We start from the raw sequence: 15,948 nt of genomic DNA on the forward strand, positions 1-15,948 counted from the left end.
ATTCCCTATTCCCTATTCCCTATTCCCTATTCCAAAAATACAAAAATACAAAAAACCCTGCCAAACTGGCAGGGTTTTCATTTCTTAAGAAGATGCGTTACGCAAGATTAGTCACGTAGAGACGCACCAAACTTCTCAGAAACGTGAGCAACGATAGCGTCAACCGCACCAGCGATATCTGCATCTTCAAGCGTACGCTCAAGTGACTGTAGAGTCAGAGCAATGGCTAGGCTCTTCTTACCTTCTTCAACACCTTTACCTACGTAAACGTCGAACAGTTTCGCATCTTTAAGGAACTCGCCACCTTGCTCTAGACAAGCGTTAACGATGTCACCAGATGCAACAGCTTCGTCCACGACTACCGCGATATCACGACGGTTTGAAGGGAATTTAGAAAGTGCTACCGCTTCTGGGATCACTTTGCTGTTGATTGCAGACCATTCGATTTCGAATACGATAGTACGACCGTTTAGACCGAACTTACGCTCAAGCTCAGGGTGAACTGTACCGATCACGCCCACTTCTTTGCCATCTACGATGATTGTCGCAGATTGACCTGGATGAAGTGCTGGGTTAGCTTTTTTGCTTTCAGGTGACAGTGCAGCGAAAGAGTATGCTTTTTCGTTCGCAGATAGCTCTAGAATCGCTTCTAGATCGCCCTTAAGATCGAAGAAATCAACAGTGTTAGTTTCGATATCCCAGTGCTCTTCACCACGAGTACCAGCGATAACACCTGCAAGCATTGGCTCTTGGCGCATACCGTTTTCTGCAGATTCACATGGGATGAAACGTAGGCCGTATTCGAATAGACGAACGCGTGGCTGTTGACGTTTCTGGTTGTGAACAACCGTGTTCAGCAGACCTTGGATAAGACCAAGACGCATCGCTGACATATCCGCTGAAATTGGGAATGGCAGGATTAGCGGCTCAACACCTGGAACAACTAGCTTTTGTTGCTCTGGCTCAACGAAGCTGTATGTAATTGCTTCGTGGTAACCGCGGTCAACAAGAAGATCACGAACGCGTTTCAGTGGAAGATCCGCTTCAACGTGGTTGTGCATCTTAAGCGCTGCTACTGGGTGTTGGTTAGGGATGTTGTCGTAACCGTAAATACGGCCAACTTCTTCAATCAGGTCTTGCTCGATAGCGATATCGAAACGCCATGTTGGCGCTACTGCCATCCAACCTTCTTCTGAAGCTTCAACAGTCAAACCTAGACGCTCTAGGATTTCTACTACGTCAGCATCAACAATGTGGTGACCTAGTAGGTTGTCTAGTTTAGTACGGCGTAGAGCAACTTTGTTTGGCTTAGGTAAGTCTGTTTCAGACTCTACAGCAACAACAGGTGCAACTTCACCGCCACAGATTTCAACAAGAAGCTCTGTTGCACGCTCCATTGCGTTTACTTGCAGTGCGTAATCCACACCACGCTCAAAACGCATAGAAGAATCTGTATGCAGACCGTAGCTGCGTGCGCGACCACGGATGTGGTCAGGTGCAAAGAATGCACACTCTAGTAGAACGTCTTTAGTCTCAGTTGTTACACCAGACTCCTCACCACCAAAGATACCTGCAATTGCAAGTGCTTTGTTGTGGTCTGCTACTACTAGCGTATCTGCGTTTAGTTCTGCTTCGCTGCCGTCAAGAAGAGTTAACTTCTCACCTTGCTCAGCCATACGAACTACGATGCCACCTTCGATCTTCGCTAGATCGAATGCGTGCATTGGTTGGCCTTGCTCTAGAAGCACGTAGTTAGTGATGTCTACAACAGGATCGATTGAGCGAATACCACAACGACGCAATTTTTCTTGCATCCATAGTGGCGTTTCAGCTTGAACGTTCACGTTCTTAACCACACGACCTAGGTAACGTGGACACGCAGCTGGCGCTTTCACTTCGATAGACACTTTGTCTTCGATTGAAGTCGCTACTGCTTCTACTGATGGCTCAGTCACGTCAGCGCGGTTTAGTACACCTACTTCACGTGCCATACCGCGAATGCTGAAACAGTCAGCACGGTTTGCTGTTAGGTCTACGTCTACCGTTACGTCGTCTAAACCTAGGAATTCACGGAAATCGGTACCGATTACTGCGTCTTCTGCTAGTTCCATAATGCCGTCTGACTCAACGTCGATACCTAGTTCAGTGAATGAACAAAGCATACCGTGAGATGGTTGACCACGTAATTTCGCTTTTTTGATTTTAAAATCGCCCGGAAGAACAGCACCAACTGTTGCTACTGCTACTTTCAAACCTTGGCGACAGTTGTGTGCGCCACAAACGATGTCTAGAAGCTCTTCTTCACCCACGTCAACTTTCGTTACACGTAGCTTGTCCGCATCTGGGTGCTGACCACATTCAACAACGTGACCAACTTTAACGCCGTTGAACGAACCTGCTACAGGTAGTACGTCGTCAACTTCTAGACCCGCCATTGTAATTTGGTGAGTTAGTTCGTCAGTGGTAATCGAAGGACTAACCCACTCACGAAGCCATGATTCGCTGAATTTCATAGTGATTTATCCCCTGGATTACTTGAACTGTTTTAGGAAACGAAGGTCGTTCTCGAAGAACGCACGTAGGTCGTTTACGCCGTAACGAAGCATCGTTAGACGCTCTACACCCATACCGAATGCAAAGCCAGAGTATTTCTCAGGGTCGATGCCTACACTGCGTAGTACGTTCGGGTGAACCATGCCACAGCCTAGAACTTCAAGCCATTTGCCGTTTTTACCCATTACGTCTACTTCAGCCGAAGGCTCTGTAAATGGGAAATAAGATGGACGGAAACGAACTTCTACTTCTTCTTCAAAGAAGTTACATAGGAAGTCGTGCAGAATGCCTTTTAGTTGAGCGAAGTTCACGTTCTCATCAACTAACATGCCTTCCACTTGGTGGAACATTGGCGTGTGCGTTTGGTCGTAATCGTTACGGTATACACGGCCCGGTGCAATGAAACGGAATGGTGGTTTGCCATTTTCCATTGTACGGATCTGTACGCCAGACGTGTGAGTACGAAGCATCAAATCAGGGTTGAAGAAGAAAGTATCGTGGTCAGTACGCGCTGGGTGATCAGCGGCAATGTTTAGTGCATCAAAGTTGTGGAATGCATCTTCGATTTCTGGACCAGACTCAGTATTAAAGCCAAGTTCACCAAAGAACTTTTCAATACGCTCAACAGTACGAGTAACTGGGTGTAGACCACCGTTCTCGATACGACGACCTGGTAGTGTTACGTCAATCGTTTCTGCTGCTAGCTTCGCTTCAAGCTCTGCACGTTGTAGTGCATCTTTACGGGCTGCGATAGCTTGCTGAACTACGCCTTTCGCTTTATTGATCTCTTGACCCGCTTCACGGCGCTCTTCTGGTGGTAGTTTACCTAGGCTTTGAAGTTGAGCAGTTAGCTCACCTTTTTTACCTAGATACTGAACACGCACTTCATCAAGTACGACTAGCGATTCTGCGGCTTCAATTGCTGCACTCGCGTTAGCAATGATCTCTTCTAGATGTTGCATCGTTTCCTCATCTACCTATTGGTAGTATCCATAAGGGAGTGATTGGTTTTTTGATAGCTGTACATAGTAGCCAAACCCGCCACCAAAGCCAAATTGAATTATGAAAAGAAGAGGTTATTGAATAAAAAGAACACAAAAACGCAAAAAAAGCAGCTTTGCACGTAAATCCCTAGGATTATGGCTTGCTGCTTTGTGCATAAATACTGCAGTTTCGTCCCCAAGTGAAAACACTTTAGGTCAGTCGACAATGCTAAAAATAGTATTGAATAGATAGCTCGACAAAGTCATCGTCTCTGGCGAAGTAAAGCAGATCGGTAGGCGTTTCGTTTTTAAACAACCAAGCATCGATTTGCCACTTGAAATGATTTGAAATGCGGCTGGAAGCCTCAAGTTTTGCGTTGTACACATCGGAGTTGTCGAGATCTTGCGTTATACCCGTTAAGATTTCTGTGCCGTCTTCGTCATTGAGCGCTAAACGAATGCCTGCAAAGACATCATTTTGACCGATATTTTGCGCGTTGTTCCCACGGCTATCATAGAGATACTCACCAATAATGCCTACGTCCCATACTGTCTCAAAAGCGCCTACTATCGTGTATTCAAAACCGGTCACGACGCCGACATGATTGTCGAAGCTATCGAGGTAGACACTCTCTAGCTTCCATAACCAATCGCCCACGATGCCTTGAACATCCAGCCCAACATGGCTCATTAGGGCGTAGTAAGGTTTTAACTCTCCTTGATCAAACCGAAAATACGGGTCACGGTTTGTTCCATAAACATAGCTTAAGCCAACATCCCAATCGCCAAACATTTGTGCGTACCGAAAAGCGACATCCACATGCTTTTCTTCTCGGCTAGATTCATACAGCGCATCATCAGATACAACGGGATCAATCCTCAAACGCCCATCTTTGCCTGCAAATGTTCGTTCGCGAAAATAAGGCAACACCATGGCATCGACCACTCCCCAGTCTTTGACTGACGTAAAATGGACCATGGGTTGGCCGAGTTTATCTTCACCATCAACGGCTTCTACCGCATCGACTTGGTTTATGACATCAACCAGATGTGCTGACTCGGTCACACCCCAGAAGACTTTACTGATGCCGACACGTAGCTCGTAGTCATCCCAATAAGTTAAATACAACGCTTCGCGAATATCACCATGAGTCCGCTCGTCATCCATACTGTCTAAACGATAAAAGGGAGTGAACGTGAAACTTGCTTCCCCATCTTTTAGGTCCCAGTAAAACTCCGGCTGCAAAACCAGTGAAGCTTGTCCTTTCCCCTGCCCCTGAGCACCATCGGAGAAAAACTGACGATGCTCGATGTTGACCTGTCCTGCTAACTCAACCGCCAATAAAGAGCCAGAGAAAGGCATAGTGGTTAGGCCAGCGAATATCATACTGGCCATGTTTACCCTACTCATTCGATCTCCTTACTTAACGCGCTTAAGTATGTTTTTGTTGAAATCGGTGTCTTTTAATCCAGTTTGGAACGTTAACTCACTTGTTGTCAGCTCAGTACTCTTGCCGGTCTGGTGATTGGTCATCGCCATCGTGTGCGCTCGCCAATATTGATTTAAGTACTGTTTGTAATCAGAGAAAACCAAAGTCTTAAGTAGCGCGCCTTTACGGTCATAGAACTCTACTTTCATTGGACGATAATGCGCTTTGTCCAACCACACAACTTGCTTGGTGTAACCTGAATTTTTATCGGTTGGAATTTGCTCTAAAACAAACGTATCTTGCCCTTTGATAGCGTCATCCTTGAGATAGTTAAATCGATACTTCTCAATTTCAAACGAACTTAGATCTTCGTACGCAAACTCACTGCCCATAAATGGCCCCGACTTATTACGTGATGCAATACGTTTGACGCGCTTTAATGCAGGTAGATAGAGCCATTGGTCATCGGAACCCACTGTATGTGAATGATTCAGGAATGCTGTGCCTTTTACATCACGTGGCTCATCAAAAATGGTTAACCCTTTGTCACCATCATCAACTACCTCAAGAGACTTTAAGCGCATCGCTCGGGTACTGCTTTCCCCTTGAGCATTTCGCAGGATCATTTGCATTGTCGCAACAGAATCACGCCAACCTTCGTCACGAGCCTTGCGTTCTTGTGCAATTTCCAAACCTTTGGTTTCGTCAGCCCAAGAAAATGGCGTCATGAGAAAAGAGGCTGCTATTACCGCTACTTTCAATCGTGTATTGAGTAAATTCATCATTCTATCCTTGTCTGTTTTCAGAATTACAACTGAGTTGCCGTAACACTTTTCTGTGAGTCCGTATCCGGGTTATTTATTGTCTTGTTTTGTGCATAAGCTTCTTTATCGAATAACATCAATAACGTTGGTAGGAATAAGAAATCCACAACTAAGGCAATAAAGATGACTATCGCACTCAGTTGGCCCATGTCAGCATTCAAACGGAAGCTCGACATTGCCAAAACAGAGAAACCTGCGACTAAAACGACAGTCGTTATCCAGAGTGCTCGCCCCACCGTATGGAACGCATATCTAACCGCTTGCTCGGCAGTTTGCCCTTCTTTACGTGCGCGTTGATATTTTGACAAAAAGTGCACGGCATCATCGACCACGATCCCGAGTGTCAACGTCACTACGACAGACAATCCTAGGTTGATTTCTCCTGAAATCAGCGCCCATAAACCAAACCCAATGACGGCTGGTGCGATGTTTGGCACCAAGCTGATCAATCCCAGCTTGAGAGAGCGAAGCGCAAAGATGAGCAGTGCAGAAATAAGCACCAATGTGATAGGTAAGGTAGAAAGCATACTTGCCATGTTGGTTTCACCAATGTGGGCAAACATCAACGAAGGGCTCGACGCAACGACTTCATATTGAGGCGCGTTATTCGCAAACCAAGCGTAGATACGATTCTCAAGGTCAACCAATTCAACGCTGCCTAAGTTATCGACGGTCAAAACCATTTTAATTGAGGATTTATCAACATTAATTTGATTGTTGAGATCTAACCCATAAGGCAGTGACATTTCGTAAAGCAGCAAATACTGCGCGGCTAATTCGCGATCTTGTGGTAGTGAATAATAAGCATCATCGTCGGCATGCATGTTTTTATTTAGACGCTTATACACATCCGCCAGAGTTGCGACATGATCAGTTTCCGGCTGAGCACGCAACCAATCGGTGAAACGACCAATCGAGTTCAAAAATATTGGGTCTGCTATTCCCTGCGACTCATTAGTTTTGATGGCAATACTGATGTTTGTCATCCCACTGATTCGCTCTTCCATAAAGTCAGCGGCTTGGCGAAAGTCACTTCGTGAATCAAAGTACTTCACAGATTCATCATTCACTTTGTTTAGCGGGATTAAGCTAGCACTGACAACGATCACTAGAACAGAAAGGGGTAATAAGGCTTTTCGATTTGTCACCACAAAATCGCCTAGCTTATCCATAAAATCAGAACCGTTTTTCGATGTATTTTGTTTGGCTCGTATCGGTAACAGTTTTAATAAGGCTGGCAACAAAGTAACAGATAAGAAACAGGCAATCATGACGCCCAGCGCGGATAAATTACCGAAGTCTCGTAACACTGGAGAATCCGACATATTCATCATCAGAAAGCCAATCGCCGTTGTTACTGAAGTAATAAGGATTGGCATGAAGTTGAGTGCAATACTGCGTTCTATCGAATGCGCTTTGCTAAATCCATTTTGCATAGACTGACGCATCGTGGCGATAACGTGAACACAATCTGCAACCGCGAGTGTCATGACTAAAGTTGGGACATTGACCGTCGCCGTACTCAGGAACATACCTGCCCAACCAGATAATCCCATAGTTGCCATCACGGACCCGATAATCACGACCAAGGTCGCAATCACACTCAAGAAAGAACGTAACATAATGGTTAGGAACACGAGAATAACAAGCAACATCGTAGGGACCAGCGTAGAACTGTCTTCTTGCGCAGCCGTCATAAAGGCGTAGTTCATCGCGATAATGCCTGCTTTATGAAACTCAACATTTGGGTAATTCTGCTGGTATTGCTCAATCATCCTATTGATGTGGTTCATCACTTCTTGAACTTCAGCGGTCTTATCAACTTCAGGCAATTGAACCGTGATATTTACAATCGTTACGTCGCCCTTCTCAGAAATCAAAGCGTTTTTAATCACTGGTTCCGTCAGGGCAATATGCTTAACTTTGGCAATGCGCGCCGACGTTAATTCATAGTCTTCATAAAGTAGGTCTTCGACAAGAAGATCATCTTCGATTGCTTCGGTATGTTGATAATTCGCAATGGAATCAACACGACTTGAGTAAGGGACTTGCCATGAGTCAACCGTTAAGTTTTGGACAAGTTGGAGGGTTTCTGGGGTGAAGACATCATTGTTATCTGGTGCAATAACAATGGCTAAGTTATCGGTTTTAGCAAAGGTGGTTTGAATTTCATCAAAGGCAAGCAACTGCTTATTAGTGCCATCAAAAAAGATATTATAGTCACCACGAAAATAAAGGTTCTTTCCTCCTATTGTCGCGATTACAACGAGTAATACTGTGGCCAGTAGTACCCATATACTGTACTTGGTTGGAATCTTCCCCCATTGAGCAGAGGAAGCTTGTTGAGCTTGGTGGTGTTTCATCACACTCTCCCTTTGTGACGTTTCGTCATAAAACGGAGTTAAAAAAGCAGCTTATGCTGTTCTCTAATTCCAGATACGTTTCTAACGCGATCTCTACACCGATTTAATTAGAGGTATTGGTTATTGGTGTAAAAATCATCGTTATTGACGATCCGTCAAATAGTGTGATTAAAAAACCAATCTTTAGTGGATTGGTTTTTTGCATTCATGGGAATCAGCGATTCACTGAGTCTAAGAATGCAACTTCTTCACTGAACAATTCCTGCTCCACTCGACGCCAAGTTTTACGGTAGTCCCACTCTGTTGAGAGCGGCAACCATCCTAGGCCATCAAGTAACATATTCGCATTGTGAAGCACAGAGAAGGGGTCTTGTAGGCGCTGGATACAACGACTGTTCGATGCATTTTGCGCCAGCGCATTAGAGCCAAACGCAATAGACCAATTAGCAAACACAATAGCATCTGAGCCAACAGCTGGAGAAAACTTAAGATCTCCTATTTCTACTGCATGGTTTACCAAAGCGTCCGCACCGGATATCACTTCTTCTTCCAACTGGTTTAATTCGTTAAGGCGCGTTGGAGATGCTTTTTCTATCACCCACGGCGTTTTAGCAACAATTGCACACGTTGATAATACAGGCTCCATGCGAGCATAAATACGATACCCAACATGCATCGCAATGATCTTCTCGCGAGTATTACCATCAAAGTTTGCCGTACGCTCGAAGAACACGGCTTCACTCTTCAATGAATGGATACATAAAGCAAGAATCACGTCCTCTTTGCTACAAAAATGGTTGTAGATGGTCCCTTTTGAATAAGGGCTCGCTGCGGTTAGCTTATCCATCGTGAGATTTGCAAACCCCTGCTCTTGCACCAATGACTTCGCAAGCTGAATCAACTCTACCTCACGATCGGCAATCGCCTGTTGTTTCTTCGTTAAGCCGGAAACAACACGACAGTCTTGCTGTTTGTCATTCTTTTTGCAGCCAAAATTAAACATAATTCTTTGATCCGTATCCCCATGTGACGCTAACGAATAGTAACACGAATATGATTGGCAGAAAGTTCATTACCTTTCTGACGAATCGTCATAATTGACACATCGTCATATTAGCTCATCAAATACACATTACAAGCATGAATCTATAAATCACTAAAAATAACTACTGATTATATTGATAGACTTGGCTTATCCCCAGCCGAAGCGATCGCACATCGGATATCTTCAATAAAGTTACCATCAGTTTGAACAATTCCATCAGAGAAGGTAACAGGTTGGTGTGGTCCTGCAACCAGTAAGACATTCGTAAAATCGGAGACATTGAAATTTTCTGCTACGACATTCTTGGAGTGAAAATCGAGAACAGTGCTCGCGACCTGTTCTTCTAATGTAAGTAATTGTTCTTCAGTAATTTTCATTCGAGATAATGCAACACGAACACACTTCTCGTGCGTGGTCGTTTGATCCTTGATGATCTCTGTGTACTTGTCGTTAAGCTTCGAGTTTTCAGCGTAGCTGTAGTAAAGCGGACCATGCAGCGTAATGTTGTTTTCTTCATCAACATAAACCAGATCAAGTAACTCTAGCGCGCCTAAATAGTCTGACATACTTTGTTTCGAGAGGTCATACTTTTTCATTAGGATGGTATAGCCGTCTTTCCCACGAAGCATCCGTAACTCTCGATAAAAATCGTAAAGATGAGGAAATTGGAAAAAGACTTCGTCTTGCGTGTGGCTAAAGTAATCTTGATCCTCAGCTTGAAGTTGATTTGCCAGCTTCTGCAATTCATCGAGGGTGCAGTCAACCGCGCGGCAATACTCGAGTAGCTTATCTAGAGCAAGGTTAGTACTAGTTAAATGACGTTTAAAAGTGGACAACGGCATGCCCATTTTCTCAGATAACTCTCGATATGTTAGCCCTTTAGTTTTTATCGCTTGTCGTAATGCGGCTAACAAGTACTCGGGAGTGAGTTCTCTCATCTACAATTCCTTATGGCAATGTTACAGCTGTATAGTATTTGTAACAATTTAGAATCACTTCGCAAGGCATAAGTTCATATTTTTATAAGAAAACTTTGAATTAATATACTTTCATTCACATTTACGATGTAAATGCTGGCACTTAAAATGCATTCAGTTTCATTATATTTGGCAAATTCATTACATTATAAACATCATAGTTTTAATGCTATTCGTCGCATTAAATCCTAGAAAGTAAAAATATGGCGAGAGTTTACGACTCAAACAAGCATTATGCGTTAGAACATTTGCCCTAAAAACAATTCATCAAAAAAGGCATAATTATTCAGCAGGACTGATGGTTCGTGAACACAATTAGGTTTAGCAGCGCAGTGCGATCGAAGTCACTTTAGTCAAAATTTCAAAGCAACGAATGGATACAATAAATACCTAGAAATGGTGATCTGCATATAAACGATAGGAAGAGGAACCCAATTAGGAACGACGTTGTCTTGGACTTATTGACAACGTCGACAGACTTTTCGTACTAGATGGCGAGACAAACTCACCGACATGAATGACACACAAGGGGGGAGTTAAAAATAGCGAACGAAAAAACAATCTGCACTGTATTAAAACGACAAAAGCCTCTTCAACTATACGAGCTTCACAGCCGTTCCAAACGCAAGAATTTCAGAAGAACCATCAACAATTGAGCTAGTTGTAAAACGGATGCCAACCACCGCATCAGCACCCATATTCGCTGCATCTTCGACCATACGCTGAATCGCGATATTTCGAGCTTCAGTCATCATTTCTGTATAACCGCGAATCTCACCGCCAACGATACTTTTTAGACCCGCCATGAAGTCTCGGCCAATGTGTTTAGATTGAACCACATTCCCCGTTACTACACCCTTTATCTCAGCGATTTCTCGTCCTGGAATCGTCTCGGTTGTTGAATAAATCATGTTAAGCCTCAGTAAGATAGTTAGATAACTCAATCAAGTTACCATCTGGGTCTCGAATGTAAACAGATAGGATGTTACCAATTGCACCGGTCCGTTGAACAGGCCCTTCAATTACCTCAATAGCATGAGCTTCAAGGTGAGAGATAATATCCAAGATAGGTGTGTCTGTAATAAAACACAAATCAGCACTGCCAGAAGCAACTTGACGTGCTTTAGGTTCAAACTCGTTCCCTAGTTGGTGAAGATTTATCTTTTGCTTTCCATAAATCAAGGCTACTCGTCCTTCACCGAAAGTAACACTTTCCATACCGAGAACCTGTATATAGAAATCCAGTGTGGTTTGAATGTCTTTAACTGTCAGTACAAGGTGATCCAAGCGGTTTATTTTCATTAAAGCCTCTCTATAATGCTTCAGATGAGATGACTGCCTCAATCTCAATAGATAAGTCGGGGTGAATCAAACGGCTCACCTCGACTAATGAACAAGCCGGTAAATAGCCCTCATAGAAGTCGAATAATACCGAGCGAATCTCTGACAATTGGTTCATGTCGGTTACAAATATCGTCAGCTTGACGAGATCGCGTTTCTCTCTTTGTTCTTCAATGAGTATCCGCGACAAGTAAGACAGAATCGTTTTTGTTTGCTCGATTAGGCTTTCACTTTGACTTGGTGAACCCATGGCTGTCAGCCCTGACACATACAAGGTCTCACAATGTCTTGCCGCATGGACATAAGGACCAGCAATTTGCGGCAAAAATTCGTAACTGATGCGTTGAACCATGTAGTTTCCCCTTCCCTAGCGGTTGTATTTTCGTTTGTTCAGTATCTCTTTCACTTCGTGCGTTTTTTCTAAATCTATTTCGTAAACATTGGCTAATGCACAAACATAATAGAGTACGTCGTAGAGTTCTTCCGCGATTGTTCCTTTAATTGTCTCCTCTGTCGGTTGTCCAGTGGCGTCTTTCCTAATCGATTCAGACAACCACTTCTTCAATCAGTTTGAGGAAATAATGCTGTTTCTGTTCCGGGTCGTGATCAAACTCTTTTATATGCGCTTGTAGTTGTCGAATGTCCATTTCTAATCCTTTTTGTTTGTAATCCTAATAAACCCTACCATCAGTAGATAACAGAATGATTGAACGCGATATTCCCAATAGCTCGGTAACACAGATGCTCCTTATCCATGACGTGATGAGTAGAGGAAAAATAGCAAATCCAGCCATTAGAGCAACTGATTTGGTCGGAGTTGGGATATGAGTGGGAAATGGGAAATGGGAAATGGGAAATGGGAAATGGGAAATGGGAAATGGGAAATGGGAGAGTTTGTGGCAAGGGAAACAGAAAGCAATAAAAAAGGAGAGCTAATGCTCTCCTTTTCTTAATCCTAAACTGCTAATTAAAGAGCAGCTTTCGCTTTTTCAACTAGAACAGCAAATGCTGCTTTATCGAATACTGCGATGTCCGCTAGGATCTTACGGTCGATCTCGATAGATGCTTTCTTAAGACCGTTGATGAAACGGCTGTAAGATAGACCATTTTGACGAGATGCTGCGTTGATACGTGCAATCCATAGTTGACGGAATTGACGTTTCTTAGCGCGACGGTCACGGTAAGCGTATTGACCAGCTTTAGTAACTGCTTGGAAAGCTACGCGGTAAACACGTGAACGTGCACCGTAGTAACCTTTAGCTTGTTTTAGAACTTTCTTATGACGTGCACGAGCTTGTACACCACGTTTTACGCGAGGCATTATGCTTCTCCTAAACTAAACGATTGATAACTATAAAGAATTAAGCGTATGGCAACATACGAACAACTGCAGCAACTTCACAACGTGGAAGAATTGCATTTGGACGTAGCTGACGCTTGTTCTTAGTAGTACGCTTAGTCAGGATGTGACGTTTTGTAGCGTGCTTGTACTTAATACCACCAGCAGTTTTCTTAAAACGCTTAGCAGCACCTTTGTTGGTTTTCATCTTAGGCATGATGAATAACTCCGCATTGAGTAGGTTTAATAAACAACGTAATTAGGGCGAACAAAACCCAACCGCTTACCTTTAAAAGGGAAACGGCTAGGTCTTAATTACTTGATGAGCCGTTAATTACTTCTTTTTAGGGGCTAGAACCATGATCATCTGACGACCTTCGATTCGACTTGGGAAAGATTCCACTACAGCAAAGTCTACAGTGTCTTCTTTTAAGCGATGAAGAACGTCAACACCGATGTCTTGGTGCGCCATTTCTCGGCCACGGAAGCGAATTGTTACCTTCACTTTGTTGCCTTCTTCAAGGAAACGCGTCAGGTTGCGTAGTTTTACCTGATAGTCTCCAATATCAGTTCCAGGACGGAATTTTACTTCCTTAATCTGAACCTGTTTTTGCTTTTTCTTCTGCTCTTTAGCAGATTTGCTCTTCTCAAAGAGGAATTTGCCGTAGTCCATAACACGACAGACTGGCGGCTCAGCGTTAGGACTGATCTCCACAAGATCCATGCCTGCTTCTTCAGCAGCTGCGATCGCTTCTTGAATCGATACAACACCAACTGATTCACCGTCAGCGCCAGTTAGTCGAACTTCACGAACGCCACGAATTTCACCGTTCATACGGTGTGGGTTTTGTTTTACCGGCTGTTGGCCGCGTCTTCCGCCTTTAATAGCTTATTCCTCCAGATTGAGCTTACGGCTTGAAATCTCGTCTTGGATGTATGCAATGAAATCATCCACTTTAAATTTGCCGAGATCTTTACCTTTACGAGTACGTACTGCGATTTCGCCAGCTTCCATTTCTTGGTCACCGACAACAAGCATATACGGTACACGCTTCAAAGTGTGTTCGCGGATTTTAAAGCCAATCTTCTCATTTCTCAAGTCCGCTTTAGCTCTAATTCCACTTTTTTGTAGTTTTTGTACTACTTCCTGAACATAATCTGACTGTTTATCAGTAATGTTCATAAGAATTGCCTGTTCTGGCGCCAACCAAGTTGGGAAGAAACCAGCATATTCTTCGATAAGAATACCAATGAAACGCTCTAGTGAACCTAGAATTGCACGGTGAATCATCACCGGAACAAGACGTTCATTGTTTTCACCTACGTAGGTTGCACCTAAGCGACCTGGTAGGTTGAAGTCTAACTGAACAGTACCACACTGCCATGCACGGTCTAGACAGTCGTATAGCGTGAATTCAATCTTAGGACCGTAGAATGCACCCTCGCCTTCTTGAATCTCGTATGGAATTTCCATTGATTCTAGAGACTGTTTCAATGCTTCTTCAGATTGATCCCAGATTTCATCTGAACCTACACGTTTCTCTGGACGAGTAGACAGTTTCACTACGATGTTGTCGAAACCAAATGTTTGGTACGTATCGTACACCATCTTGATACAATTTGTTACTTCTTCTTGAATTTGGCTCTCAGTACAGAAAATGTGAGCGTCATCCTGAGTAAAACCACGTACACGCATAATGCCGTGTAGTGCACCAGATGGTTCGTTACGGTGACATGAGCCGAACTCAGCCATACGTAACGGTAGATCACGGTACGATTTTAGACCTTGGTTAAAGATCTGCACGTGACCTGGACAGTTCATTGGTTTCAGTGCGTATTCACGGTTTTCAGAAGAAGTGGTGAACATCGCATCAGCGTACTTGTCCCAGTGACCAGAGCGTTCCCAAAGAACACGGTCCATAATAAGTGGACCTTTTACTTCCTGGTAACCGTATTCGTCTAACTTAGAGCGTACAAATACTTCAAGGTCACGGAAGATAGACCAACCATTGTGATGCCAGAACACCATACCTGGTGCTTCTTGTTGCATGTGGAATAGGTCTAGTTGCTTACCAAGTTTACGGTGGTCACGCTTCGCTGCTTCTTCAAGGCGAGTAAGGTGCGCTTTCAGTGCTTTCTTATCGTGGAAAGCCGTACCGTAGATACGTTGAAGCATTTTGTTGTCGCTGTTACCACGCCAGTAAGCACCCGCAACATTCAATAGAGTGAAATGTTGACAGAAACTCATGTTAGGAACGTGAGGACCGCGACACATGTCGATGTATTCTTCATGGTGGTAAAGACCTGGACGATCATCACGAGATACGTTTTCGTCTAGGATTTCCACTTTGTATGGTTCGCCACGTGATTCAAACGTATCACGTGCTTCCTGCCAGCTGACCTTTTTCTTAACAACTTCGTACTTGGTCTTCGCTAGTTCTTTCATACGCTTTTCAATCTTTTCAAGATCGTCTTGCGTTAGAGATTCTTCTAGGTCGATGTCGTAGTAGAAGCCATTGTCGATGGTTGGACCGATCGCCATTTTAGCTTGCGGGTAAAGTTGCTTTAGAGCGTGACCAAGAAGGTGAGCACATGAGTGGCGAACGATTTCTAAACCGTCGACTTCATCTTTAACTGTGATGATCTCAAGGCTTGCGTCTTCTTCAATTAAGTCACACGCATCAACGCGGTTACCATTTACACGACCAGCGATAGTTGCTTTTGCAAGACCAGGACCGATCGATTGCGCAACTTCCATAGTAGAAACTGGGTTGTCAAATTGACGCTGACTGCCGTCAGGAAGAGTAATAATAGGCATGCTATATCCTTTACAGTGGTGTTGCACACCAAGCAACACATGTTATTCAAATTAGAAGATTTTTCGAGAATCGGTAAAGGCCGCTCGGTAACACGAATACCGGACCAATATCGAGAAGGGGATTGTACCTAGCTCACATTTAGAATGCAAAGAGCGATTTCAATTTGTCACTGAAACTTCATTGTTCAATGAATGAGAGCCTCAATAATTTTGAAAAAAAGTCGACGCGATCTAAAAATGAAAATAGCTCTGATAGTGAGTGTCCCTCTTCCATC

Annotated in this window: 15 protein-coding genes and 1 pseudogene; 1 reads left to right on the forward strand and 15 read right to left on the reverse strand. The window is 43.8% G+C overall.

Annotated elements, in window-relative coordinates; translation table 11 throughout:
* Positions 1-107: 107 nt before the first annotated feature.
* The 11 genes and pseudogenes from pheT to C1S73_RS03380 all read right to left on the reverse strand — a co-directional run bounded on the left by pheT (position 108) and on the right by C1S73_RS03380 (position 12,163).
* Entirely contained in the window at positions 108-2,513 is a 2,406-nt protein-coding gene (gene pheT / locus C1S73_RS03330) for a phenylalanine--tRNA ligase subunit beta (RefSeq protein ID WP_038868636.1), read from the reverse strand.
* Between the two features lie 18 nt (positions 2,514-2,531).
* Positions 2,532-3,515: a phenylalanine--tRNA ligase subunit alpha gene (gene pheS, locus C1S73_RS03335; protein ID WP_038868637.1), complete on the reverse strand. Its 984-nt coding sequence runs from the start codon at positions 3,513-3,515 to the stop codon at positions 2,532-2,534.
* A 250-nt stretch (positions 3,516-3,765) separates the two neighbouring features.
* Complete coding sequence (locus tag C1S73_RS03340) at positions 3,766-4,923, reverse strand: hypothetical protein (RefSeq protein WP_373863211.1); 1,158 nt, start codon at positions 4,921-4,923, stop codon at positions 3,766-3,768.
* A 33-nt stretch (positions 4,924-4,956) separates the two neighbouring features.
* Positions 4,957-5,748, reverse strand: coding sequence for an outer membrane lipoprotein-sorting protein (locus C1S73_RS03345; RefSeq protein WP_038868640.1), 792 nt, complete (start codon positions 5,746-5,748; stop codon positions 4,957-4,959).
* A 26-nt stretch (positions 5,749-5,774) separates the two neighbouring features.
* Positions 5,775-8,153, reverse strand: a complete 2,379-nt coding sequence (locus C1S73_RS03350; protein ID WP_038868641.1) for an efflux RND transporter permease subunit — start codon at positions 8,151-8,153, stop codon at positions 5,775-5,777.
* Between the two features lie 214 nt (positions 8,154-8,367).
* Positions 8,368-9,156, reverse strand: coding sequence for a TetR/AcrR family transcriptional regulator (locus C1S73_RS03355; protein WP_038868643.1), 789 nt, complete (start codon positions 9,154-9,156; stop codon positions 8,368-8,370).
* Positions 9,157-9,326: 170 nt separating this feature from the next.
* The gene (locus tag C1S73_RS03360; protein WP_038868644.1) at positions 9,327-10,136 is read right to left on the reverse strand and encodes a helix-turn-helix domain-containing protein; all 810 of its coding nucleotides are present in this window, start codon (positions 10,134-10,136) and stop codon (positions 9,327-9,329) included.
* 635 nt (positions 10,137-10,771) lie between these two features.
* Positions 10,772-11,086 carry a heavy metal-binding domain-containing protein gene (locus C1S73_RS03365; RefSeq protein ID WP_038868645.1) on the reverse strand — a complete coding sequence of 105 codons (315 nt, stop codon included), beginning with the start codon at positions 11,084-11,086 and terminating at the stop codon, positions 10,772-10,774.
* A 1-nt stretch (position 11,087) separates the two neighbouring features.
* Positions 11,088-11,477 carry a VOC family protein gene (locus C1S73_RS03370; protein ID WP_038868647.1) on the reverse strand — a complete coding sequence of 130 codons (390 nt, stop codon included), beginning with the start codon at positions 11,475-11,477 and terminating at the stop codon, positions 11,088-11,090.
* A 10-nt stretch (positions 11,478-11,487) separates the two neighbouring features.
* Positions 11,488-11,868 carry a RidA family protein gene (locus tag C1S73_RS03375; protein WP_038868649.1) on the reverse strand — a complete coding sequence of 127 codons (381 nt, stop codon included), beginning with the start codon at positions 11,866-11,868 and terminating at the stop codon, positions 11,488-11,490.
* Positions 11,869-11,883: 15 nt separating this feature from the next.
* Positions 11,884-12,163, reverse strand: a pseudogene (locus C1S73_RS03380) (MazG nucleotide pyrophosphohydrolase domain-containing protein).
* Between the two features lie 177 nt (positions 12,164-12,340).
* On the opposite strand from C1S73_RS03380, the gene C1S73_RS28185 reads away from it, so the two are divergent.
* On the forward strand, positions 12,341-12,469 hold the full coding sequence (locus tag C1S73_RS28185) for a hypothetical protein (protein ID WP_265102050.1): 129 nt from the start codon (positions 12,341-12,343) through the stop codon (positions 12,467-12,469).
* A 14-nt stretch (positions 12,470-12,483) separates the two neighbouring features.
* Here C1S73_RS28185 and rplT read toward each other — a convergent pair whose 3' ends face one another.
* The 4 genes from rplT to thrS all read right to left on the reverse strand — a co-directional run bounded on the left by rplT (position 12,484) and on the right by thrS (position 15,673).
* Positions 12,484-12,837: a 50S ribosomal protein L20 gene (rplT, locus tag C1S73_RS03385; protein WP_004727974.1), complete on the reverse strand. Its 354-nt coding sequence runs from the start codon at positions 12,835-12,837 to the stop codon at positions 12,484-12,486.
* A gap of 40 nt (positions 12,838-12,877) precedes the next feature.
* Positions 12,878-13,072 (reverse strand): 50S ribosomal protein L35, encoded by a 195-nt coding sequence (gene rpmI, locus C1S73_RS03390; protein ID WP_009705876.1) that lies wholly within the window; start codon positions 13,070-13,072, stop codon positions 12,878-12,880.
* Positions 13,073-13,189: 117 nt separating this feature from the next.
* The gene (gene infC, locus C1S73_RS03395) at positions 13,190-13,690 is read right to left on the reverse strand and encodes a translation initiation factor IF-3 (RefSeq protein WP_038868650.1); all 501 of its coding nucleotides are present in this window, start codon (positions 13,688-13,690) and stop codon (positions 13,190-13,192) included.
* A gap of 54 nt (positions 13,691-13,744) precedes the next feature.
* The gene (thrS, locus tag C1S73_RS03400) at positions 13,745-15,673 is read right to left on the reverse strand and encodes a threonine--tRNA ligase (protein WP_038868651.1); all 1,929 of its coding nucleotides are present in this window, start codon (positions 15,671-15,673) and stop codon (positions 13,745-13,747) included.
* Positions 15,674-15,948 lie beyond the last annotated feature (275 nt).

Source organism: Vibrio jasicida 090810c (genome assembly GCF_002887615.1).
Taxonomy (GTDB): Bacteria; Pseudomonadota; Gammaproteobacteria; order Enterobacterales; family Vibrionaceae; genus Vibrio; species Vibrio jasicida.